Source organism: Aquabacter sp. DMC10 (assembly GCF_056314145.1).
The window spans coordinates 997113-1018669 of sequence record NZ_JBQUYX010000001.1 but is presented as its reverse complement, the minus strand read 5'-3'; the positions used below and the strand labels follow the sequence as shown (position 1 = coordinate 1018669).

Below are 21557 nucleotides of genomic sequence, written 5' to 3'. Positions count from 1 at the left end.
GGGGCCGGTGCCGGGGCCGTGTTGGCCCATCAGCCCCGGACGAACACCTGCAGGAGATGCGCCATGTCCGCTGAGGCGAAGCCCGTGATCCGGGCCTTCTTCGACGAGCCCACCCACACCATCAGCTATCTGGTGGCGGACCCCGCCACCGGGGACGCGGCGGTGATCGACCCGGTGCTGGACTATGACCACAAGGCCGGCACCGTCGACACGCGCTCGGTGGATGCGGTGCTGGCCGCCGCCGCCGCCGCCGGCTATCGCATTGTCTGGACGCTGGAGACCCATGCCCATGCGGACCATCTGTCCGGCTCGCCCTATATCAAGGGCAAGACCGGGGCGCGCATCGGCATCGGCGAACATATCGTCGACGTGCAGCGCATCTTCCGTCCGGTCTTCAACGCCACCGACCTGAAGACGGACGGCAGCGACTTCGACCATCTGTTCAAGGACGGGGAGCGCTTTGCCATCGGCGCGCTCACCGCCGAGGTGCTCTATACGCCCGGCCACACGCCGGCCGACGTGTCCTATAAGATCGCCGATGCGGTGTTCGTGGGCGACACCCTGTTCATGCCCGACTACGGCACCGCCCGCGCCGATTTCCCCGGCGGCGATGCGCGCCAGCTCTACCGCTCCATTCACACCTTGCTGGCCCTGCCGCCGCAGACGCGCCTCTTCATGTGCCACGACTATAAGGCGCCGGGCCGCGACACCTATGCCTGGGAAACCAGCGTGGCCGAGCAGCGCGCCGCCAATGTGCATGTGGGCGCGGGGGTGAGCGAGGACGCCTTCGTGGCCATGCGCACCACCCGCGATGCCACCCTGGCCGCCCCCGTTCTGCTGCTGCCGTCCATCCAGGTGAACATCCGCGCCGGCAAGTTTCCGCCGGCCTCCGCCAACGGGGTGCACTATCTGACCATTCCGGTGAAGACCCGGAGCGGCGTGCCGGTGGAGAAGATCGCCTCCTGACCCGGGGCGCGCGGGAGGGGGCCTTCGATCCTTTCCGCGCGAAGCGGGACCCGGTTGGCGGGGGAGATGCGGCTCTAGCCCTGCGCCCCCAGGAGGCGCTGGGCGGCGGCGCGGGCTTCGTCGGTGATGTCGGCGCCGGCCAGCATGCGGGCGATCTCTTCCCGGCGGCTGGGACTGTCGAGGCGGGTGACGCGCGTGGCCACCGGCAGATCCCGGTTCGCCTTGCTGCCCTTGGTCTGGTCGTGGCCCTTGGCGATCAGCAGATGATGGCCGGCCCGGGCGGCCACTTGCGGGGCATGGGTCACCGCCAGCACCTGCACCTTGCCCGCAAGGCGCGCGAGGCGCTGGCCGATGGCGTCGGCCACCGCGCCGCCCACTCCGGTGTCGATCTCGTCGAAAATGAGGGTGGGGGCCGAGCCGCGATCGGCCAGCACCACCTTGAGCGCCAGCAGGAAGCGGGCGAGCTCGCCGCCGGAGGCCACCTTCATCATCGGGCCGGGGCGGGTGCCGGGATTGGTGCGCACCCAGAATTCCACCCGGTCATAGCCGTCCGGCCCGGGGGTCTGCGCATCCGCGCCCACTTCCACCGAGAAGGTGGCGCGTTCCAGCTTCAAGGGCGGCAATTCCGCATTCACCGCCTCGGCCAGTTGCTTGGCGGTGGCCTGGCGGGCCTTGGACAGGCGGGCGGCGGCGGCGCGGAAGGCGGCCTCGGCGGCGGCCACGGCCTTTTCCAGCGCACCGAGCCGCGCGGCGCCCCGGTCGAGCGCGGCGAGCTGCGCCGTGAAGCGCTCGGCGACGGCGGGCAGCTCCTCGATGGTGCTGCCATATTTGCGGGCGGCGGCGCGCAGCGCGAACAGGCGCTCCTCGATCCGCTCCAGCTCGCGCGGGTCGAAATCCGCATCGGCAAGGGCGGCTTCCAGATGGGCGCGGGCGTTTTCCAGATGGTCGAGGGCCTGGTCGATGGCCTCCACCGCCGGGCGCACCAGTTCCTGCGCCTCGCCCGCCCGCCGCTCCAGCCGCCGCACGGCGGCCGAAAGCCCGGAAATGGGCGAGCCGGGCCCGCCCACGGCCTCCAGCGCATCGGAAAGGTCCGCCGCCATCTTTTCCGAGCGCATCATATGGGTGCGCCGCGCCGAGAGGGCCGCCTCCTCGCCCGCCTCGGGGCCGAGCGTGGTCAATTCCTCCACCGCATGGCGGATATAATCGGCATCGCGCGCGGCCGCCTCCAGCCGCGCCCGCTCGGCCTCCGCCGCCTCGCGGGTCTCCCGCCAGGCGCGCCAGAGCTGGGCGACCTCGGCGGCGGCGGGCACCAGGCCACCGAACGCGTCCAGCAAGGCGCGGTGGCTGGCCGGCTCCACCAGGGCGCGATCCGCATGCTGGCCGTGCAGCTCCACCAGCAGCGTGCCCAGCACCCGCAAGGTCTGCACGCTCACCGGCTGCTCGTTGATGCTGGCGCGGGTGCGCCCGTCGGCCATCTGCACCCGGCGGATGACGATCTCACCCTCGTCGGAGGGGATCTCCGCCTCCGCCAGCAAGGCGCGGGCGGGATGATCGAGCGGCAGGTCGAAGACGGCGGTCACCTGCCCCTTGCTCTCGCCATGGCGCACGAGGCCGCCATCTCCCCGGCCGCCCAGGGCCAGGGAAAGCGAATCCAGCAGGATGGATTTTCCGGCGCCGGTCTCGCCGGTCAGGACGGTGAGGCCGTCCGACAGCGCGAGATCAAGCTTCTCGATCAGAACGATGTCCCGGATCGAGAGAGAGGACAGCATGGCAGGTCAGCCGAGGCCCATTTTCTTGAATGCCTGGCTGATCCAGGAAGCCTTGTTCTCCTGCGGCTGCACGCCGCCGGCCTGGACCAGCTTATAGGCGTCCTTGTACCACGGACTGTCCGGGAAATTGTAGCCCAGAACCGCCGCCGCCGTCTGCGCCTCGTTGACGATGCCCATGGCCATATAGGCCTCGGTCAAGCGGAACAGGGCTTCTTCCACCTGGCGGGTGGTCTGGTACTGCGTCACCACCACCTTGAAGCGGTTGATGGCGCCAACATAATTGCGCTGCTCCAGATAATAGCGGCCAACCACCATTTCCTTGCCGGCCAGCTGGTCGCGGGCGACCTCCACCTTCTTGCGGGCGGCGGCGGCATATTCGGTGTTGGGATATTTGCGAATCACGTCGTCCAGGGCGTCCAGCGCCTGCCGTGTGGCGCGCTGGTCGCGGGTGACGTCGGGAATGTTGTCGAAATAGGCCGAGGCCACCAGATAGGAGGCATAGGCGGCATCCGCCGAGCCGGGATGCAGCGTCAGATAGCGCTTTCCGGCGCCGATGGCCTCGTCGTATTTGCCCGCCTCGTAATAGACATAGGTGTCCATCAGGAGCGCCTTGCGGGCCCATTCGGAATAGGGGTGGGTCTTGTCGAGGTCCTCGAAGCGCTTGGCCGCGCCGGCCAGGTCGCCCTTGTTCATGAGGGTCAGGCCCTCATTGTAGATCTTCTCCGCCGGCTCATCGGGCGGGATGATCTCGTCCTTGTTGCTGGCGCAGCCCGAAAGGCTGGCGGCCACCAGGACCGCGCCGAGGAGGCCGAAGGTGCGCTGGCCGAGGGTGCGAACATGCAGGGTGCGCAGGGAGGCGGCGTCGAAGAACAGGCGCATCACGTGAAGATCCAATTCCAATCGCTGGCTGCCGTCCGGCGCGGACGCCCTGTCGGGGCCGCCGGGCCGTCTGCCTCAAAATCGAGCCGCTCCGTCGCCCTCTGCTTGGCGTCCGGGTCGTCCCTCACCCCATCCAGACCCCGCGATCCGGGCGGCCCCGCCAGGGGGCCGACCAGCCCACGATCCAGATGCACGCGGCGGTCCAGCCGGGCTGTCCCACACCCCTCGCGCATCTAGCCCGCTAACGGGGCTTTCGGACGGCATTGTGGCGCCCATCCATGAAGAGAAGGCAAATACGCGGGAATCCGGCGCAGTGAAAGTCCGCTGTTGGGGGCGGAACGCAAAACCGGCCGAAACCTGAAGAGGTTCGGCCGGCTTTTTTGCAAAACACGATGGTCCAGCCACGGGCGTCGGCGCGGGCGCTGGCGAAGCGCCGGGCGCTCAAAGCTCGGGCGCGAAGGCCAGGACCGGGCTGCCGATGGCCAATTCCGCGCCCTCGCGGCGGCTGCGGGCGGGGGCCTCGACGATGGCGAAGGCGGAGCGATCAGCCAAAAGGGCGTCCACCACCTGGAAGTTCAGCTTGTGGCCACCGCGGAAGGAGCGGTAGCGCGCCAGCAGGGGCAGGCCGGCGAGGGTGAGGTCACCCACCGCGTCCATGGCCTTGTGGCGCACGAACTCGTCCTGGAAGCGCAGGCCGTCCTCGTTGAGGATGCCGTCGTCGCCCACGCAGACCGTGTTGTCCAGCGAAGCGCCGCGGGCATAGCCGGCGGCGCGCAGGCGCTCCACGTCCTTCAGGAAGCCGAAGGTGCGGGCGGCGGCCAGGTCCTTGCGGAACACGGCGGGGGTGAGGTTGGCGGCGAAGCGCTGGCGGCCGATGAGGGCGTTGGCGAACTCGATCTCCACCTCGAGGCGGAAGCCCGCATCATAGGGGAGCAGCTCGCCGAAGGAGGCGCCGGCTTCCACCCGGATGGGCTTCAGCACCTTGAGATACTTGCGGCGGGCGGACAGCTCCACCACGCCGGCCTGCTCGATGGCGTCCACGAAGCGGGCGGCGCTGCCGTCCAGGATCGGAACTTCCGGGCCGTCGATCTCGATCACCGCATTGTCGACGCCGAGGCCGGTGAAGGCGGCCAGGGCATGCTCGACGGTGGAGACCAGGATGCCGGACTTGTCGCCGAGCACGGTGGCCAGCTCCGTGGCCTGCACCGACTGGCGGGAGACGGACACCTTGCGGGGCGCCTGGTCGGCGAAGGTGCGGATGAAGACGATGCCGGTGTCGTGGGCGGCGGGCTTGAGGGTGAGGGTGGCTTCGATGCCGCCGTGAACGCCCACGCCCTTGAGCGTGGCCTCTCCGGCCAGGGTCGTCTGCATCTCGCGAGCCATTCCGCCTCGGAAGCCGCCGCGGCTCTCGCCGTCGCACTTCCGCCCCTAAAGTTTCACCGCACCATCCCAAATCCGCCGTGCTTGATGGGTGTCATCCCAAAGGGTGTTCCCGCCGGCGAACTGATCGGTTCGAGGGTGAACCTAGTCGCCTTGCTGCGCCGCGCCAAATCACGCTTGCTTACCGGCTGTTACCGACGCAGGAACTTCGTTTATTTTTAGTTATCAAACACTTGCGCCCGGATGTTCGTCCGGGCGCAAGGGCAGTGTTACACGCGCTGTGAGCGAATCGGAGCGCGGTGCTCAGTTGGCCTGGCGACGCAGGAAGGCGGGAATCTCCAGCTGGTCGTCGTCATGGCCGGCCTGGGGGGCGTGGCGCGTGGGTACCTCTGCCGCCGGGCGGGTGGCCGGGCGCTTGGCAAATTCCGACACCGGATCGCCGGGACGGCCAGCCGGCCGGGGGGCGGTGCGGGGATCGGGGCCGCGCATGCTGGGCTGGTCGCGGCGGGGCGCCTGCTGCTGCGGGGCGGGCTCTGGCTCCTCGTCGCGGCGGCCGATGCCCACATGGGCAAGGCGCTGCAGCAGCGTCATGCGCTTCTGCTCCACCGGCGGCTCACCGCGCTGGGCGCGGATCTGGTTCTGCGCGGGCATGGGCAGCTCGTCCACGCGGGGCATGCGGGGCGCGCGCGGCCGCTGGGCCTGCGGGGGGATGTAGGGCGCAAACTCGTCTTCCACCGGGGCCGGTGGAGGCGGAGCCTGCGGCTCAGGTTCGGCGAAAAAAGAGGGCTTCGGCGCCGCCGCGCGGATGGTCACGTCGTCAATGGCGACGGCCTGCTGGGGCGCGGGCTCGGGAGCCATCGGCCGCTGGGTGGTGGGGGCGGGCGCAGAGGCGGCGAGGCTGTCGAGGGCCATCAGGTCCTCGGCCGAGATGGACGCCACGGCATTGCGGATCTGCGATTCGCGGGCGGCTTCCACGGCGGCGCGGCCGGCGTTGGACATCTTGCGGCCCTGCAGGTCCGGGGCGCTCTCGCCGCGATACTGGATCTGCTCGGGGATGACAGCCGGATCGATGCCGGTGGCCACCACGGACACGCGGATGATGCCGTCCAGCGACTGGTCGAAGGTGGCGCCCAGGATGATGTTGGCGTCGGGGTCCACTTCCTCGCGGATGCGGGTCGCCGCCTCGTCCACCTCGAACAGCGTCATGTCATTGCCGCCGGTGATGGAGATGAGCAGGCCGCCGGCGCCGCGCATGGAGGTCTCGTCCAGCAGCGGGTTGGCGATGGCCGCCTCGGCCGCCTGGATGGCGCGCTTGTCGCCGGAGGCTTCGCCCGTCCCCATCATCGCCTTGCCCATGTCGCGCATGACGGCGCGCACGTCGGCGAAGTCGAGGTTGATGAGGCCTTCCTTCACCATCAGGTCGGTGATGCAGGCGACGCCCGAATAGAGCACCTGGTCGGCCATGGCGAAGGCGTCGGCGAAGGTGGTCTTCTCGTTGGCGACCCGGAACAGGTTCTGATTCGGGATGACGATCAGCGTGTCGACGGTCTTCTGCAGCTCGTTGATGCCGTGCTCGGCGACGCGCATGCGGCGCTGGCCCTCGAAGTGGAAGGGCTTGGTGACCACGCCCACCGTCAGGATGCCGAGCTCGCGGGCGGCGCGGGCGACGACGGGAGCAGCGCCGGTGCCGGTGCCACCGCCCATGCCGGCGGTGATGAAGACCATGTGGGAGCCGGACAGGTGGTCGCGAATCTCGTCGATCACTTCTTCAGCCGCCGCGCGGCCGACTTCCGGCTGCGAGCCCGCGCCCAGACCCTCGGTCACGGCGACGCCCATCTGCACCAGGCGCTCGGCCTTGGAGAGGGACAGGGCCTGCGCATCGGTGTTGGCCACCACGAACTCGACGCCGGTAAGACCGGCGGTGATCATGTTGTTCACCGCGTTGCCGCCGGCGCCACCGCAGCCGAACACGGTGATCCTGGGCCGCAACTCCCGAATGTCGGGCATCTGAAGGTTGATCGACATTTTCTCACTCCGTCGCGCCCGAAGCGCCGTGCCGCCGTCCGAATCCGAGGCTCGCCGAACAGTTAAGGCGAATCTCGTTAACCATCTCTAAAAGCTGTCCCTCAGCCAGCGTCCAACGCGGCCGAAATAGGTGCCCCCGTCCGCGCCCACCGCCTGGCGACGGCGCGGCTCGAAATGTTCGAGCCCCGCCACCTGGGGATAGACCATCAGGCCCGCCGCCACCGCGAAGGCCGCGCCACGCGCCGCTTCCGGCAGACGGGAGACGCCGAGGGGACGTCCGATTCTGACCTGAGGACCGATGATTCGTCCCATCAGATCTGCAAGTCCTTGCAATTGCGCGGCGCCGCCGGTGAGGACGAGCCGCCGTCCCGCATCGCCCGCATGCCCGGAGGCCTTCAGGCGATCGCGAATCAGTTCCACGATCTCTTCCGCCCGTGGCTTCACGATGGTCACGAGGCGGGCCTTGGGCACCATGTTGGGCTGGTCGCGCTCGTCGCCCGAAAGCGGGGGAATGGTGAGCATGTCGTGGTCGTCGGAGGACACCGCCACCACGGCGCCGTGCAGGCATTTCAGCCGTTCGGCATCGGCAAGGCGGGCGGGCAGGCCGCGGGCCACGTCATTGGTGATGTGCTGGCCGCCCACCGCGATGCCGTCCACATAAATGCAGTGGCCGCCCGAGACGATGGAGAAGGTTGTTGTGCCCGCCCCCATGTCGATGAGGGTGACGCCCAGTTCCATCTCGTCGTCGGTGAGCGAGGACAGGGCTGCGGCATAAGGCGCGGCCACCATGGCCTCGATGCCCAGATGGCAGCGCTCCACGCACAGCACCAGATTCTTCAAGGAGGTCAGGTCGCCCGTGACCACGTGCATGTCGACGCCGAGCTCCCGGCCCAGCATGCCGCAGGGCTCGCCGATGCCCGAGCGTCCGTCCAGCGAATAGCCGACGGGCAGCGCGTGCATCACCGCCCGGCCGTCGCCCACCGCATAGGTGGAGGCGGCTTCCAGCACGCGGCGGATGTCGAATTCCTCCACCGCCGGCGAGGTCAGGCGCACCGCCGCCTCGTAATGCTGGGAGGCGAGACGGGCGCCGGAGACGGCGAGAATCACCGAGGCGATCTGCACGCCGGAAGCCCGCTCGGCCATGTCCACGGCCTGGCGGATGGCCAACTCGGCGCGGGCCATGTCGACGATGGCGCCGCCCTTCACCCCATGGGCGCGGGTGTGGCCGATGCCGAGCACGTCGATGGAATGGGTGCGCCGGCGCAGCACGTCGGAGGCGCCACGGGGCTTCAGCCGCGCGATGGCGCAGACGATCTTGCTGGTGCCGATGTCGAGGACCGCGATGATGCCGCTCTTCTTGGGGGCGATCGGGCGCATCTTCGGCGCGAAACCCTGAGCCAGACGATGTCTCACGCCGGTCCTCCCTTCTTCGCCTTGGCCTTGGCTTTCAGCATCTGCATGCGGGCGTCCGCCGCCGCGTCGGACAGGCGCACCACCACCCGGTCGGGCAGGCGCAGGTCGACGATGGTGATGTCGCGGGTCAAAAGCCGCTTGTCCCGGTCCAGGTCCGCCAGTTGCAGGAGCGCCTTGTCGAGCCCGTCCTCGGGCAGACGCACGTCGATGCCGTTGCGCAGTTTCAGCGTCCAGCGCCGGTCGGCCACCAGAATGGCGGCGCGCACCTGATCGCGCAGCGCCGGCACCCGGGCGAGGGCCTCGACGATCTCGACGACGCGCTTTTCCGCCCCTTCGCCCACGACGATGGGCAGGTTCACGTAGCGCGGATCATCCGAATAGGGCGCGATGGGCATGCCGTCGCGGGCAATGACCTTGATCTGGCCGTTGATCTGCCAGAGCGCATAGGCCTCGCGTTCCACGATCACGATATCGATGCGGTCAGGGTAGATCTTGCGCACCGAGGCGCTGGCAATCCAGGGCAGGGATTCCAGTTCGGCGCGGGTGGCGTCCGCGTCCACGAACAGGATGGAGGTGGTGGGCTTGATGCCGGCGGTGGCCAGGATCTCCTGGGGTGTGACGTGATTCTGGCCGGACAGATTGACCTGCTTGACCTTGAAGCCGGCGACGTTGGCCGCCGCATCGCCAATATCCACCACGAATTCCCGGGCTTCCTCCACATGGCCGCCGAGCACCACGCCATAGGCGGTGAAGCCGCCGATGACGAGGGTGGCCAGCAGGCTCGCGCCGCGCCGGCCCAGGCGGGAGGAGGACAGGCGCACCGTCATGCGCCGCAGGAAGAGAGCGGTGCGGCTGGCGGGCGCCGGTTCGCGGGGAGGGGCCGGCGGACGTGCCGGCCGGCGGGTCGGTGCGTCGCCGCGGGGGGCGCTCACCGGTCCAGGGACGCGTCCTCGACCATCCATGTCACAAGCTCGCTGAACGTATGGCCCGCATGGACCGCCAAATCGGGCACAAGGGAGGTTTCCGTCATGCCGGGCTGGGTGTTGACCTCCAGGCAGACCAGCCCGCTCGCATCGCCGGTGCGATCATCGAAGCGGAAGTCCGCACGGGAGACGCCCCGGCATCCCAGCGCCTTGTGCGCCTTCAATGTAAGTATCCGCACTTGTTGGTAAATTTCAGGTAAAATCCGAGCCGGAAGAATGTGCTGCGAGCCGCCGGGCGCATATTTGGATTCATAATCGTAGAAGGCCTGGGTGGATTCGATCTCGATCACACCCAAGGCCTCGTCGCCCATCACCGCGCAGGTCAGCTCCATGCCGGGGATGAAGCGTTCCGCCAGCAGCATTTCCCCGTGCTTCCAGTCGGGCCGGAACAGCTCCTGCGGCGGATGCTCCTGGCCCTCGCGGACGATGAAGACGCCGACGCTGGAGCCTTCCGCCACGGGTTTCAGCACATAAGGCGGCTCCATCACATGGGCCTTGGCGGCCTCGGCGCGGGAGACCACGCGGCCGGCGGCGACGGGCACACCGGCCGCCGCCATCACGATCTTGGCCTGGGCCTTGTCCATGGCGAGGGCGGAGGCCAGCACGCCGGAATGGGAATAGGGAATGCGCAGGATTTCCAGGATGCCCTGAATGGTGCCGTCCTCGCCGGGCCGGCCATGCAGCACGTTAAGGGCGACATCGGGCTTCAGGCGGGCCAGTTCCTCGGCGACATCGCGCTTCACGTCCACGCGGGTGACCGTGTAGCCGGCGCTCTCCAGCGCCTTGGCGCAGGCCGCGCCGGAGCGCAGGGAGACCTCGCGCTCGGCGGACCATCCGCCCATCAGAACCGCCACATGCTTCGCCATGATCGCCCTTCGCCTTGCCCCGCGCCGCCGCTCTCCGCGCGGAATCGCGTCCACGGGCCGCAGCGGGCGGCGCCATTAGAGCGCAGCGCTTGCTTCCAATTCCCTAAGAGCAGGACGGGATCGCGGGGATTTGCCGGTGTCTTTTTCCCGGCGCGCGTCAGGCGAGACCGATTCGCTTGATTTCCCACTCAAGGGAAATGCCGGAGGCCTCGCGCACGCGCCGGCGCACCTCCTCGCCCAGGCCCTCGATCTCGGCGGCGGTGGCGCCGCCCAGATTGATGAGGAAATTGGTGTGCAGCTCCGACACCTGCGCCCGGCCGAGGGTCAGCCCCCGGCAGCCGGCCGCATCCACCAATTGCCAGGCCTTCTGGCCCGGAGGGTTCTTGAAGGTGGAGCCGCCGGTGCGGCTCTTGATGGGTTGGGTGGCCTCGCGCGCCGAGGTGATGCGCTCCATCTCCGCCGCGATCTCCGCCGGGTCGCCGGGCTCGCAGCGGAACAGGGCCTCGGTGAAGATATAGTCGTCTGGCACGGCGCAATGGCGATAGGTGAATCCCATTTCGGCGTTGGTCAGCGTGCGGACCCGCCCGTCGCGGGAGACCGCGCGGCAGGAGACGAGGGCGTCCCTGGTCTCCCCGCCATAGGCGCCGCCATTCATGCGCAGCACCCCGCCAATGGCGCCGGGAATGCCGCGCAGGAAGGCGAGGCCCTTCAGCCCCGCATCCGCTGCCGCCCGCGCCACCTTCACGTCTGGAACGCCCGCCCCGGCCCGCACCCGGGTGCCCTCAACCGCAATGTCGGAAAAGCCGCGCCCCAGGCGGATGACGATGCCGGGCACCCCGCCGTCGCGCACGATGAGGTTGGAGCCGAGCCCGATCACGGTCACCGGCAGGTCGGCGGGAAAGCCGGCGAGCGCATAAGCGAGGTCATCCTCGTCCGCCGGGGCGAACAGCACCTGCGCCGGCCCGCCCACGCGGAACCAGGTGAGGTTCGCCAGCGGCTCATTGGCCGTCAGCCGCCCGCGCAGTGAGGGCAGGGCGGCGTTCAAGGCGGGCGTGAGATCGGCGAAAGCTGTGGCCGGAGCGGGGGCGGAGCGATGAGCCATGGCTCAGGCTTTAGCCGGTCTCGCCGGCAAAGCCAATGCGGACATCGGTGCAGGCAACCGCAGATTGTGGCCGGGCGCGAAGGGCGTGACCCCCACGTGCCCGACCAAGGGCCAACGGGCCCGCATGCAGAGGGTGGCGGACCTCACACGGTTCTGACGCCGACGACGATGAAGGAGAAGGACCGGTCCGAATGATTGCCGCCAGCGGAGCCATCGCCTGTGACGGCAGTGGCCGAATTCTCGGTCAGGAAGGGAAACACGACATTGTCCGTCGGCCATTCGGCCTGCGACCCGAGCCGGGTCTGGGATCCAGAGATGGCGGGAATGGCGCTGAAGTTGTGGTTGAAGTTGATATTATACACGCCTACCGCGGTTTTCGTGACCTTGAAATCTGCGCTGCCGGAGGTGATGGACCCGTCGGCGGCGATGGTTCCCCAAGAGATGGCTGGTGCAGTCATGTGATATACCCCCATAGGTTGTATAAGGGGCAAGATAGGCCGGCTTTTGCCTTTGTGCAATCCTTGCGTGTGCGTTGTGTAATTTTACCGAGAAAATTGCTCTGCGGTCAGAGCACCACCACGCCCTTGTGCTTGGCCTCGCCTTCCGGCTCCACATGGATGGTGATGACCATGTCCTCCATGTCCGCCTCGAACGCGCTCTCGATGCGGTCGCAGATCTCGTGGGCGGCGGCCACCGTCATCTCGCCGGGCACCACCAGGTGGAATTCCACGAAGGTCATGCGGCCCGCATGGCGGGTGCGTAGGTCGTGGGCCTCCAGCGCGCCGTCCGCATGGAGCGAGACCAGCTCGCGGATGCGCGCCACCACGTCCGCCGGCGGCGCGGCATCCATCAGGCCGCCCACCGAGTCGCGCATCAGCGCCCAGCCGGTCCACAGGATGTTGAGGGCGACGATGCCGGCCAGCAGCGGATCGAGGATGGGCCATCCCGTGAGCGGCACGAGCACGAAGCCCGCCAGCACGCCGCCGGAGGTGACCACGTCGGTCATCAGGTGCTTGCCATCCGCCACCAGGGCCGGCGAGCGCCACTTGCGGCCGGTGCGCAGCAGCACCACGCACCAGACGGCATTGATGATGGTGGCGATGCCGTTCAGCAGCATGCCCTGGAAGGGCTGCTCGGGCAGGTGAGGGTCCAACAGGCCGTAATAGGATTCCCGCAGGATGGAGCCCGCGGCCACTACGATGAGCACGCCTTCCAACACGGCGGAGATGTACTCCGCCTTGTGGTGGCCATACTGGTGGTTGTCGTCGGCGGGCCGCTGGCTGATGTTCAGCGCCACCAGAGCGGCCAGCGAGGCCGCCACATTGATGATGCTCTCCAGCGCGTCGGACAGAAGCGCCACGGAGCCCGTGACCCACCAGGCCGCCCCCTTCAGCGCGAGAACGAGAATGCCGATGACGACGCTCGCCGCCGCCACCACAACGGTACGGTTCATCGAAATCGCGCCCAGGGTCGTTGAAACGGCCTTTGACCTATCCCCTCCGGGGGGGCAGCGCAACTGTTGCAAGGGCAAAGCTCCCGCTGGCGGTGGACAGCGGGGAGGACGGGGGCTGGAATCCCAGGGGTTGCATCTGCATTCGGCAACACCGGGAAGCGGGGCGGGTTGACCGGCCGGGCGCCCCGTCCTTTCTGTAGGCGGAGCCTTGGCCCATTCGCCGCGCCAGCCGGGGACGCGCGGACGCAGCCATCGGGGAGCCGCTCATGCCCATGCCCCTGGAGTACCAGCACACGACGGAAGACTTCGAGCGCTTCCTCGCCGATGCGCGGGAGACCTCCGGCCTTGCCACCCGCAACCAAGTCTACACCATGGTGCAGGCGGTGCTGCTCACCTTCCGGCGGCGGCTGTCGCTGGCCGATGCGCTCCGCTTCGCCGGGGTGCTGCCCCCGGTGCTGCGGGCCATTTTCGTGGCCGATTGGGACCCCGACGCCCCGCGCGCGCCGTTCGGCGACCGCGCGGACTGGACACGGGAGGCGCAGGCGCTGCGGCGCCACCATAATTTCGCACCGGAGACCTGCATCGCCGACACCGCCCGCGCCTTGCGCCGCCATGTGGACGCGGCCGCCTTCGATGCGGTGCTGGATCGCTTGCCGGTGGAGGCGCGGGACTTCTGGTCGGTGGATCAGGCCGGCGGCAGCTTGGCCAGTTCCTCGGGCAGCGCATAGGCCCATTGGGTGATGGTGCCGGCGCCGAGGCAGATCACATAGTCGCCCGGCCGGGCCAGCTTGCCCAACATGCCGGCCAGCGCCTCCGGGCCTTCCAGCGCCATCACCGAGCGATGGCCGCGGGCCCGCAGGCCCTGCACCAGGTGATCCCGGTCCGCCCCCTCGATGGGCGCCTCGCCCGCCGCATAGACGGGGGCGACGATCACATGGTCGGCGTCGTTGAAGCAGGTGGAGAAGTCGTCGAACAAGGAGGCGAGGCGGGAATAGCGGTGCGGCTGCACCACCGCGATCACCTGTCCGTCGGTGGCGGCGCGGGCGGCGCGCAGCACGGCGGCGATCTCCACCGGATGGTGGCCGTAATCGTCGAAGATGGTGACGCCGTTCCATTCGCCCGTGCGGGTGAAGCGTCGCTTCACGCCGCCGAACTGGGACAGGGCCTCCACGATGCGCGCGTCCGACACGCCCAGCTCATGGGCGACCGCGATGGCGGCGGTGGCGTTGAGCGCATTGTGGCGGCCGGGCATGGGCAGGCGCAGGCCGTCAATGCGGTGGACCACGTTTCCGGCCCGGTCGCGGAACACCACGCCGAACTTGGTGATGCCGCCCTTCAGGTCCACATCCACGAGCCGCACGTCCGCCTGCGGGTTCTCGCCATAGGTGATGATGCGCCGGTCCTCGATGCGCCCCACCATGGCCTGGACCACCGGATGGTCGATGCACATGACGGCGAAGCCATAGAAGGGCACGTTCTCCACGAAGGCCTTGAAGGCGTCCTGCACCTTGTCGAAGGTCTTGAAGTGATCGAGATGCTCGGGGTCGATATTGGTGACGATGGCCACCTCGGCCGGCAGCTTCAGGAAGGTGCCGTCGCTCTCGTCCGCCTCCACCACCATCCATTCGCCATCGCCCAGGCGCGCATTGGTGCCATAGGCATTGATGATGCCGCCATTGATGACGGTGGGGTCCATGGCGCCGGCATCGAGCAAGGTGGCCACCAGGGAGGTGGTGGTGGTCTTGCCGTGGGTGCCGGCAATGGCGACGCAGCTTTTCAGCCGCATCAGCTCGGCCAGCATCTCCGCCCGGCGCACCACCGGCAGGCGGCGGGCGCGGGCGGCCATCAGCTCGGGATTGTCGCGCTTGATGGCGGAGGACACCACCACGACGCCGGCATCGGCCACGTTTTCAGCCGCATGGCCGATCTGGACGGTGATGCCCTTATCGCGCAGGCGCTTCACATTGGCGCTCTCGGACACGTCCGAGCCCTGCACCTGGTAGCCCAGATTGTGCAGCACCTCGGCAATGCCGCTCATGCCGATGCCGCCGATGCCGACGAAGTGGATCGAGCCGAGGGCTTGGGGGAGCTTCATCCTGCGTGTCCTTGGTGCCGGCGCCAGCGGGTGCGCCGCTGTCGCCTGAAATCGGGTGCCGGGGTCGGTTGCCCCGGCTTAAAGAGAGGCGCGGGCCGGCTGGCCGGCCGCCAGGCGCGCCACGAGGTCGGCGAGCCGTTCGGCGGCATCGAGCGCGCCGGCGCTTCTGGCCGCCTCCGCCATGGCTGTCAATGCGGCGGGGTTGCCTGCCAGTTCCGCAAGGGCCTGCGCCAGCGTGTCCGGGGTGAAATTGGCCTGCGGCATCACACGGGCGCCGCCGATGCGCTCCAGGGAGCGGGCATTGGCCGCCTGGTCCTGGTCGAGGGCATTGGGCAGGGGCACCAGAAGGGCGGGGCGGCCCAGCGCCGCCAGTTCCGCCACCGTCGAGGCGCCCGAGCGCGAAATGACAAGCTGTGCCGCCGCCATGCGGGCGGGCAGATCCTGGAAGAAGGGCGCCACCTCGGCGGCAACGCCGATGCGGGCATAGGTGTCGCGCACGCGGGGGAGGTCTTCCTCGCGGGCCTGCTGCACCACGTAGAGGCGCGCCCGCAAGGTCGGGTCGAGCTTTTCCAGCGCCGGCGGCACCACGTCGGACATGACGCGCGCACCCTGGCTGCCGCCGAAGACGAGGAGATGGATCGGACCGCCCGCTTCCGGCGCTACATAGGGAACGGACGCGGCGGCAATGGCGGCGGGGCGCAGCGGATTGCCGGTGCGCACGGTCTTCGCGGCCAGCGCCGGGTCGGCGTCGGTGACGCCGTCGAAGCCGGTGGCGATGGCGGTGACCCGGCCGGCCAGCAGCCGGTTGGCGCGGCCCATGACGCCGTTCGCCTCATGGATGAGGGTGGGGATGCGCAGGACGGTGGCGGCCATCACCGGCGGCAAGGTCGGATAGCCGCCAAAGCCCACCACCACGGTGGGGCGCACCTTCCGCAGCAAGGCGAGGCCCGCCACGAAGCCGGACGCCAGGGTGAAGGCGGTGCGGGCGAGCGCGATGGGCGAGCGCCCGCGCACGGTGTCTGCGGGCAGCACATGGAGCGCGCGCGCCGGGAAATGGCCGGCATATTTGGCCGCGCGGGTATCGGTGACCAGATCCACCGTCAGGCCGCGCGCAGCGAGCGCGGCGGCCAGCGCCTCGGCGGGGAAAAGATGGCCGCCGGTGCCCCCGGCGGCCAGCAGAATGGGACCTGCGCTCATGCCGCGCCCGCCGGGCTGGCGCCGCGGGACGAGGCCGGCTCATGCGAGCCTTCGCTCAACGCCGCCAGCGCGGCGGCGCCGGGACGGCGGCGGGACAAGGCCAGCAGCATGCCCATGCCGAAGGCGATGGAGATGAGCGAGGAGCCGCCATAGGAGATGAAGGGCAGCGTCATGCCCTTGGCGGGCATGAGGTGCACGTTCACCGCCATGTTGATGCAGGCCTGGAGGCCGAACAGCAGCGCCAGGCCGGTGGCGGCGAAGCGGGCGAAGGGGTCCTGCTCGTCCAGCGCGCGGGTGAGGCTGCGCAGGATGATGAAGGCGAACAGCGAAAGGAGGATGAGGCACAGGATGATGCCGAATTCCTCCGCCGCCACGGCGAAGACGAAGTCGGTGTGGCCGTCGGGCAGGATGCGCTTCACCGTGCCTTCGCCCGGCCCCTGGCCGAACCAGCCGCCATGGCGGAAGCTCTCCAGCGCCGTGTCGATCTGGTAGGTGTCGCCGGAGGCGGGGTCGAGGAAGCGGTCGATGCGTTTGCGCACGTGCGGGACCACGTGGTAGGCCAGAAAAATCCCGCCGACGCTCAGGCCGACAAGGCCCACCATCCAGATCCAGCGCAGCCCCGCCAGGAAGAACAGCGCGCCCCAGACCAGGCAGACCAGCATGGTCTGGCCGAAGTCCGGCTGTAGGATCAAGGGCACCAACACGATGCCCAGAAGGCCCACCGCCAGCGCCTGCGCGGGCATTTCCGGCCGCTTGCCGCTTTCGGAGAACAACCAGGCGGCCAAAACCACGAAGGCCGGCTTAAGGAATTCGGAGGGCTGCACGGTGATGCCCGCCAGCACCAGCCAGCGCCGCGCGCCCTTCACCTCCGGGCCGAAGAGGAGCGTCGCGAACAGCAAGGCCAGAAAGATGGCGAAGATGACGACGCACACCCTGCGGATGCTGCGGGGCGTCATGAAGGAGGTCAGCACCATCACGATGGCGGCGGGGATCAGGAAGAAGACCTGCCGGTTCACGAAGTGGAAGGGGTCGTTGATGCCGAGGCGTGCGGCCACCGGCGGGCTGGCGGCAAGGCACAGCACCACGCCGATCACCATGAGGGTGAACAGGGCGCCCAGCAGCAGGCGGTCCACCGTCCACCACCACTCGCTGAGCACGGTGCGATCGGCGCGCGACATCATCGGGGCAAACTCCGGCCAAATCAGGCACGCAGCTTCGCCCAGCTTGGTTGACGGGCCATTAAGGGGAAATATTCAACCAAATGGTTGACTGTCGCTCGCGTTCGGATAATTTAACCACATGGTTGAATATCAAGCCCTCGATCGCGTCTTCCACGCCCTCTCCGACCCCACCCGGCGGGACATGCTCCACCGGCTCTCGGCCGGGGAGCACAGCGTCGGCGCCCTGGCCGCCCCGTTGCAGATGTCGCTGGCGGCGGCGTCCAAGCATGTGAAGGTGCTGGAGGGGGCTGGCCTCGTGCGGCGGCGGATTTCCGGCCGCACCCATTTGTGCCGGCTCGATCCGGCGCCGCTGGCGGAGATCGGCGCCTGGCTGCGCTTCTACCAGCACTTCTGGGACCAGAGCCTGGAGGCCCTCGACGCCGCGCTGCGCGCCGAGGCGGCGGGGGAGGGGGCAGTGGAGGGAGCACCGCCCGACCCATCGAACACCCATCACAAGGGAGAAACGCCATGAGCCTTGCCACCCCGATCGACGCCGACGACGTCTGCGCCCGCGTGGAGCGCCTGATCCTCGCCCCGCTGGAGCGCGTGTTCGATGCCTTCCTCGATCCCGCGCTCGTTCCGCTGTGGTTCGCCCCGGGCCTGGGTCCCATGACACGCGTGGAGGTGGACGCCCGGCCGGGCGGTCGGTTCCATTTCGACCAGCGCCGTCAAAGTGGCGTGGTCGCTCATTCCGGCACCTATGAGGTCATCGACCGACCGCGCCAGCTCGTCTTTACCTGGGAGGTGGAGGGGTCCGGCGGCATCAGCCAGGTGAGCCTCGACTTCGTGCCCCACAAGGGCGGCACGCTGGTGTGCGTGACCCACGCCCTCGGCGCCGGATTCGAGGCCTATGTGGAGCGCACCGAAGGCGGCTGGACGCGCATGCTGGAGGGCCTCGGCCACGGCCTGGAGCGGGAGCCCGGGCATTTCGCGGGCCCTCGCGCCGTGCGGTTCGAGCGCCTCCTGCCCGCCCCGCCCGACCGAGTCTGGGCGTTTCTGACGCAGTCCGACAAGCGCGCTTTGTGGCTTGCGGCCGGGGACATGCCCACGGAACCGGGGGCGCCCTTCCATCTGCATTACGCCAACGGCACGCTGACGCGGGGCACGCCGCCCCGCCAGGATCGCCTGAAGGCGTTCGATGGCGCGCTCTCCTCCTCCCACGTCCTGCTGGAGATGGACCCGCCCCGCCGGCTCGCCTTTTCCTGGGGCGGGCGGCGGGAGCCCAATTCCCGCGTGACCTTCGAGCTGGAAGCCGCGGGGGCGGGAACGAAGCTCACCGTCATCCATGAGCGGCTGCCCGATGCGCGCGAGACCGTCATGGTGTCGTCTGGCTGGCACACCCATCTCGCGGTTCTCACCGATGTGCTGGCGGAGCGGCGCACTGTGGATTTCTGGCCGCTGTTCGAGGACATGGAAGGTGTCTATGCCGGTCGCGTGGCGCCGGATGCGGCCGATTGAGGCCCTCGCCCGCCCCCTCAAAACCCGCCGGGCCATGGTATAAAGGGCGGTGTCCGATCGCACCGCCCTTATCGCCGAGGCCCTCCCGGAGGCTTTCCAACACTGGTTCGCCGCGCGCGGCTGGCAGGCGCGCGCCCACCAATTGGCGCTCCTGGAGCGCGCCCGGCTCGGCCGCTCCACTCTGCTCATCGCCCCCACCGGCGCCGGCAAGACGCTGGCAGGCTTCCTGCCGAGCCTCGTTGAATTGAGCGCCCGCCGAAACGTCAAGCGCAAGGCGGAAGCGGCGGACCGCGCGCCGCCGGACAAGCTCTCGCCGCTCCACACGCTCTATATCTCGCCGTTGAAGGCGCTGGCGGTGGACATCGCCCGGAATCTCGAAACCCCCATCAGCGAGATGGGCCTGCCCATCCGGGTGGAGACGCGCACCGGCGACACGCCGTCCTCCCGCCGTCAGCGCCAGCGGCGCGATCCGCCGGACATTCTCCTCACCACGCCCGAGCAGCTCTCGCTGCTGCTCGCCTCCAAGGACGGGGCACATCTGTTCTCGGGGCTGAAGCGGGTGGTGCTCGACGAATTGCACGCCCTCGTCACCTCCAAGCGCGGCGACCTGCTGGCGCTGGCCCTGGCGCGGCTGCGCACCCTGGCGCCGGGCCTGCAATGCGTCGGCCTCTCCGCCACCGTCGCCGAGCCCGATGATTTGCGCCGCTATCTGGTGGCGCAGGACGGCACCGGCCCGCTGGCGGACCTGGTGGTGGCGGAGGGGGGCGCGGCGCCCGATTTGTCCATGCTGGAGACGCAGGTGGCCATGCCCTGGGCCACCCATACGGCGCTTCATGCGCTCCCCGAGGTCTATGCCCTCATCAAGGCGCGGCGCATGAGCCTCGTTTTCGTCAATACGCGCTGGCAGGCGGAATTCCTGTTCCAGGAACTCTGGGGCATCAATGACGACAACCTCCCCATCGCCCTCCATCACGGCTCGCTGGACGTGGAGCAGCGCCGCAAGGTGGAAGCGGCCATGGCGGCGGGGCGGCTGAAGGCGGTGGTGTGCACCTCCTCGCTCGATCTCGGCATCGACTGGGGCGATGTGGACCAGGTCATCAATGTGGGCGCCCCAAAGGGGTCCTCGCGCCTCATGCAGCGCATCGGCCGGGCCAATCATCGCCTGGATGAGAGTTCCCACGCGGTCCTGGTGCCCGCCAACCGCTTCGAGGTGCTGGAATGCCGGGCGGCCCTGGAGGCGGTGCGGGCGGGGGCGCAGGACACCCCGCCCGAGCGCACCGGCGCCCTCGACGTGCTCGCCCAGCACGTGCTGGGCATGGCCTGCGCCGATCCCTTTTCGGCGGACGCCCTCCATGCGGAGGTGTGTTCGGCCGCGCCCTATCGGGACTTGAGCCGGGAGGATTTCGACGCGGTGGTGGATTTCGTCGCCACCGGCGGCTACGCGCTGCGCGCCTATGAGCGCTACGCCAAGATCCGCCGCACCAAGGACGGGCTGTGGCGGGTGGCCAATCCCGCCATCGCCCAGGCCTATCGGCTGAATGTGGGCACCATCGTGGAAGCCACCATGATTAAGGTGCGCCTCGTCACCTCCCGCGGCGGGGCCAAAAGCGGGCCGGCGGGGCGGGTGCGCTTCGGCGGGCGGGTGCTCGGCGAGGTGGAGGAATATTTCGTCGAGACCATGGTGCCCGGCGACACCTTCGTCTTTGCCGGCGAAATCCTGCGTTACGAGGCCATGGTGGAGGACGAGATCTATGTCTCCCGCTCCACCGCCACCGAGCCCAAGGTGCCCTCCTATGAGGGCGGCAAGTTTCCCCTCTCCACCTTCCTGGCGGCGGGCGTGCGGGCGCTGCTCGCCGACCCCGCCCGCTGGGCGCATCTGCCGGGGCAGGTGCGGCACTGGCTGGAATTGCAGCAGGCCCGCTCCCGCTTGCCGGGGCGCTCCGACCTCCTGGTGGAAACCTTCGCCCGCGCGGGACGGCATTATCTGGTGGCCTATCCCTTCGAGGGGCGTCTTGCCCACCAGACCTTGGGGATGCTGCTCACCCGCCGGCTGGAGCGGGCGCGGCTGAAGCCCCTGGGCTTCGTCGCCAATGACTATGCCATCGCCGTCTTCGCCGCCGGCGACATGGGGGCGGCGGTCTCGGGCGGGCGGCTGTCGCTGGAGGCCTTGTTCGATGCGGACATGCTGGGCGACGATCTGGAGGCGTGGCTGGCGGAAAGCGCGCTGATGAAGCGCACCTTCCGCTATTGCGCCGTGGTGGCCGGGCTGATCGAGCGCCGCTTTCCCGGCAAGGAGAAGACCTCGCGGCAGGTCACCGTCTCCACCGACCTCATCTATGACGTGCTGCGCCGCCACCAGCCGGACCATCTGCTGCTGCGCGCCGCCCGCGCGGACGCCGCCACCGGCCTGCTGGACGTGCGCCGGCTCTCCGACCTGCTGACGCGCATCCGGGGGCGGATCGTGCACCAGCCGCTGGAGCGCGTCTCGCCCCTCTCGGTGCCCGTTCTGCTGGAGATCGGGCGGGAGAATGTGGGCACCGCCGAGACCAACGAGGCCCTCCTGGCGGAGGCGGAGGAGGAACTGGTGCGCGAGGCCATGGAATAGGCCGGCGCGGCCCGCCTGGCCGGTTTCTCAATCTTGCGTGGCCCGGCTTCCGCGCGCGCGGCTGATGCCCTAGTCTGGTGCGGTCCGGCGCGGCCTGCGGGGGTGCGCGCTGGAGAGGGAGGGTGGCGCATTAGCGCAGACCCGAT

The 21557-nt window shown here is 69.1% G+C and carries 18 protein-coding genes; 5 read left to right on the top strand and 13 right to left on the bottom strand.

All coding sequences use genetic code 11. From position 1 onward, the window contains the following. The first annotated feature begins 63 nt into the window (after window positions 1-63). Window positions 64-966, top strand: coding sequence for an MBL fold metallo-hydrolase (locus tag ACT54L_RS04660; protein WP_476084360.1), 903 nt, complete (start codon window positions 64-66; stop codon window positions 964-966). 74 nt (window positions 967-1040) lie between these two features. Here ACT54L_RS04660 and recN read toward each other — a convergent pair whose 3' ends face one another. From recN to ACT54L_RS04610, 10 genes are all read right to left on the bottom strand, one after another. Next, window positions 1041-2735 (bottom strand): DNA repair protein RecN, encoded by a 1695-nt coding sequence (gene recN / locus ACT54L_RS04655; RefSeq protein ID WP_476084359.1) that lies wholly within the window; start codon window positions 2733-2735, stop codon window positions 1041-1043. A gap of 6 nt (window positions 2736-2741) precedes the next feature. Further along, entirely contained in the window at window positions 2742-3614 is an 873-nt protein-coding gene (locus ACT54L_RS04650; protein WP_476084416.1) for an outer membrane protein assembly factor BamD, read from the bottom strand. Window positions 3615-4055: 441 nt separating this feature from the next. Further along, complete coding sequence (gene lpxC, locus ACT54L_RS04645; RefSeq protein ID WP_476084358.1) at window positions 4056-4997, bottom strand: UDP-3-O-acyl-N-acetylglucosamine deacetylase; 942 nt, start codon at window positions 4995-4997, stop codon at window positions 4056-4058. A 300-nt stretch (window positions 4998-5297) separates the two neighbouring features. Beyond that, the gene (gene ftsZ / locus ACT54L_RS04640; protein WP_476084357.1) at window positions 5298-7019 is read right to left on the bottom strand and encodes a cell division protein FtsZ; all 1722 of its coding nucleotides are present in this window, start codon (window positions 7017-7019) and stop codon (window positions 5298-5300) included. Between the two features lie 87 nt (window positions 7020-7106). Continuing rightward, window positions 7107-8396, bottom strand: coding sequence for a cell division protein FtsA (ftsA, locus tag ACT54L_RS04635; RefSeq protein WP_476084415.1), 1290 nt, complete (start codon window positions 8394-8396; stop codon window positions 7107-7109). Window positions 8397-8428: 32 nt separating this feature from the next. Further along, complete coding sequence (locus tag ACT54L_RS04630; RefSeq protein ID WP_476084356.1) at window positions 8429-9364, bottom strand: cell division protein FtsQ/DivIB; 936 nt, start codon at window positions 9362-9364, stop codon at window positions 8429-8431. Beyond that, complete coding sequence (locus ACT54L_RS04625) at window positions 9361-10281, bottom strand: D-alanine--D-alanine ligase (protein ID WP_476084355.1); 921 nt, start codon at window positions 10279-10281, stop codon at window positions 9361-9363. Before ACT54L_RS04625 ends, ACT54L_RS04630 begins: the two co-directional genes overlap by 4 nt. A 157-nt stretch (window positions 10282-10438) precedes the next feature. Beyond that, entirely contained in the window at window positions 10439-11383 is a 945-nt protein-coding gene (murB, locus tag ACT54L_RS04620) for a UDP-N-acetylmuramate dehydrogenase (protein ID WP_476084354.1), read from the bottom strand. 143 nt (window positions 11384-11526) lie between these two features. Continuing rightward, entirely contained in the window at window positions 11527-11841 is a 315-nt protein-coding gene (locus tag ACT54L_RS04615; protein ID WP_476084353.1) for a hypothetical protein, read from the bottom strand. 107 nt (window positions 11842-11948) lie between these two features. Further along, complete coding sequence (locus ACT54L_RS04610; RefSeq protein WP_476084352.1) at window positions 11949-12836, bottom strand: cation diffusion facilitator family transporter; 888 nt, start codon at window positions 12834-12836, stop codon at window positions 11949-11951. 266 nt (window positions 12837-13102) lie between these two features. Here ACT54L_RS04610 and ACT54L_RS04605 point away from each other — a divergent pair, with 266 nt between their 5' ends. Beyond that, window positions 13103-13564 (top strand): DUF2267 domain-containing protein, encoded by a 462-nt coding sequence (locus ACT54L_RS04605; protein ID WP_476084351.1) that lies wholly within the window; start codon window positions 13103-13105, stop codon window positions 13562-13564. On the opposite strand, the gene murC is transcribed toward ACT54L_RS04605, so the two are convergent. From murC to ftsW, 3 genes are all read right to left on the bottom strand, one after another. Then, the gene (gene murC / locus ACT54L_RS04600; RefSeq protein ID WP_476084350.1) at window positions 13522-14931 is read right to left on the bottom strand and encodes a UDP-N-acetylmuramate--L-alanine ligase; all 1410 of its coding nucleotides are present in this window, start codon (window positions 14929-14931) and stop codon (window positions 13522-13524) included. The genes ACT54L_RS04605 and murC overlap by 43 nt on opposite strands. A gap of 78 nt (window positions 14932-15009) precedes the next feature. Further along, window positions 15010-16128, bottom strand: a complete 1119-nt coding sequence (gene murG, locus ACT54L_RS04595; RefSeq protein WP_476084349.1) for an undecaprenyldiphospho-muramoylpentapeptide beta-N-acetylglucosaminyltransferase — start codon at window positions 16126-16128, stop codon at window positions 15010-15012. Beyond that, window positions 16125-17309, bottom strand: coding sequence for a putative lipid II flippase FtsW (gene ftsW / locus ACT54L_RS04590; RefSeq protein WP_476084348.1), 1185 nt, complete (start codon window positions 17307-17309; stop codon window positions 16125-16127). Before ftsW ends, murG begins: the two co-directional genes overlap by 4 nt. A 118-nt stretch (window positions 17310-17427) precedes the next feature. Here ftsW and ACT54L_RS04585 point away from each other — a divergent pair, with 118 nt between their 5' ends. The 3 genes from ACT54L_RS04585 to ACT54L_RS04575 are packed head-to-tail and all read left to right on the top strand — an operon-like array spanning window position 17428 to window position 21411. Continuing rightward, a complete protein-coding gene (locus ACT54L_RS04585) occupies window positions 17428-17820 on the top strand; it encodes an ArsR/SmtB family transcription factor (protein WP_476084347.1) in 393 nt (130 codons plus the stop codon). Then, on the top strand, window positions 17817-18806 hold the full coding sequence (locus tag ACT54L_RS04580) for an SRPBCC domain-containing protein (RefSeq protein WP_476084346.1): 990 nt from the start codon (window positions 17817-17819) through the stop codon (window positions 18804-18806). Before ACT54L_RS04585 ends, ACT54L_RS04580 begins: the two co-directional genes overlap by 4 nt. 49 nt (window positions 18807-18855) lie before the next feature. Further along, a complete protein-coding gene (locus ACT54L_RS04575) occupies window positions 18856-21411 on the top strand; it encodes a ligase-associated DNA damage response DEXH box helicase (RefSeq protein ID WP_476084345.1) in 2556 nt (851 codons plus the stop codon). The last annotated feature ends 146 nt before the right edge of the window (window positions 21412-21557 follow it).

Excerpts from the sequence above, each read along its gene's own strand:
- ACT54L_RS04615 (WP_476084353.1), bottom strand. The coding sequence starts at position 11,841 with ATGACTGCACCAGCCATCTCTTGGGGAACCATCGCCGCCGACGGGTCC.
- ACT54L_RS04580 (WP_476084346.1), top strand. The coding sequence starts at position 17,817 with ATGAGCCTTGCCACCCCGATCGACGCCGACGACGTCTGCGCCCGCGTG.
- ACT54L_RS04585 (WP_476084347.1), top strand. The coding sequence starts at position 17,428 with ATGGTTGAATATCAAGCCCTCGATCGCGTCTTCCACGCCCTCTCCGAC.
- ACT54L_RS04605 (WP_476084351.1), top strand. The coding sequence starts at position 13,103 with ATGCCCATGCCCCTGGAGTACCAGCACACGACGGAAGACTTCGAGCGC.
- ftsW (WP_476084348.1), bottom strand. The coding sequence starts at position 17,309 with ATGATGTCGCGCGCCGATCGCACCGTGCTCAGCGAGTGGTGGTGGACG.
- ftsZ (WP_476084357.1), bottom strand. The coding sequence starts at position 7,019 with ATGTCGATCAACCTTCAGATGCCCGACATTCGGGAGTTGCGGCCCAGG.
- ACT54L_RS04625 (WP_476084355.1), bottom strand. The coding sequence starts at position 10,281 with ATGGCGAAGCATGTGGCGGTTCTGATGGGCGGATGGTCCGCCGAGCGC.
- ftsA (WP_476084415.1), bottom strand. The coding sequence starts at position 8,396 with ATGCGCCCGATCGCCCCCAAGAAGAGCGGCATCATCGCGGTCCTCGAC.
- ACT54L_RS04660 (WP_476084360.1), top strand. The coding sequence starts at position 64 with ATGTCCGCTGAGGCGAAGCCCGTGATCCGGGCCTTCTTCGACGAGCCC.
- lpxC (WP_476084358.1), bottom strand. The coding sequence starts at position 4,997 with ATGGCTCGCGAGATGCAGACGACCCTGGCCGGAGAGGCCACGCTCAAG.
- murB (WP_476084354.1), bottom strand. The coding sequence starts at position 11,383 with ATGGCTCATCGCTCCGCCCCCGCTCCGGCCACAGCTTTCGCCGATCTC.
- murC (WP_476084350.1), bottom strand. The coding sequence starts at position 14,931 with ATGAAGCTCCCCCAAGCCCTCGGCTCGATCCACTTCGTCGGCATCGGC.
- ACT54L_RS04650 (WP_476084416.1), bottom strand. The coding sequence starts at position 3,614 with ATGCGCCTGTTCTTCGACGCCGCCTCCCTGCGCACCCTGCATGTTCGC.
- ACT54L_RS04610 (WP_476084352.1), bottom strand. The coding sequence starts at position 12,836 with ATGAACCGTACCGTTGTGGTGGCGGCGGCGAGCGTCGTCATCGGCATT.
- murG (WP_476084349.1), bottom strand. The coding sequence starts at position 16,128 with ATGAGCGCAGGTCCCATTCTGCTGGCCGCCGGGGGCACCGGCGGCCAT.
- recN (WP_476084359.1), bottom strand. The coding sequence starts at position 2,735 with ATGCTGTCCTCTCTCTCGATCCGGGACATCGTTCTGATCGAGAAGCTT.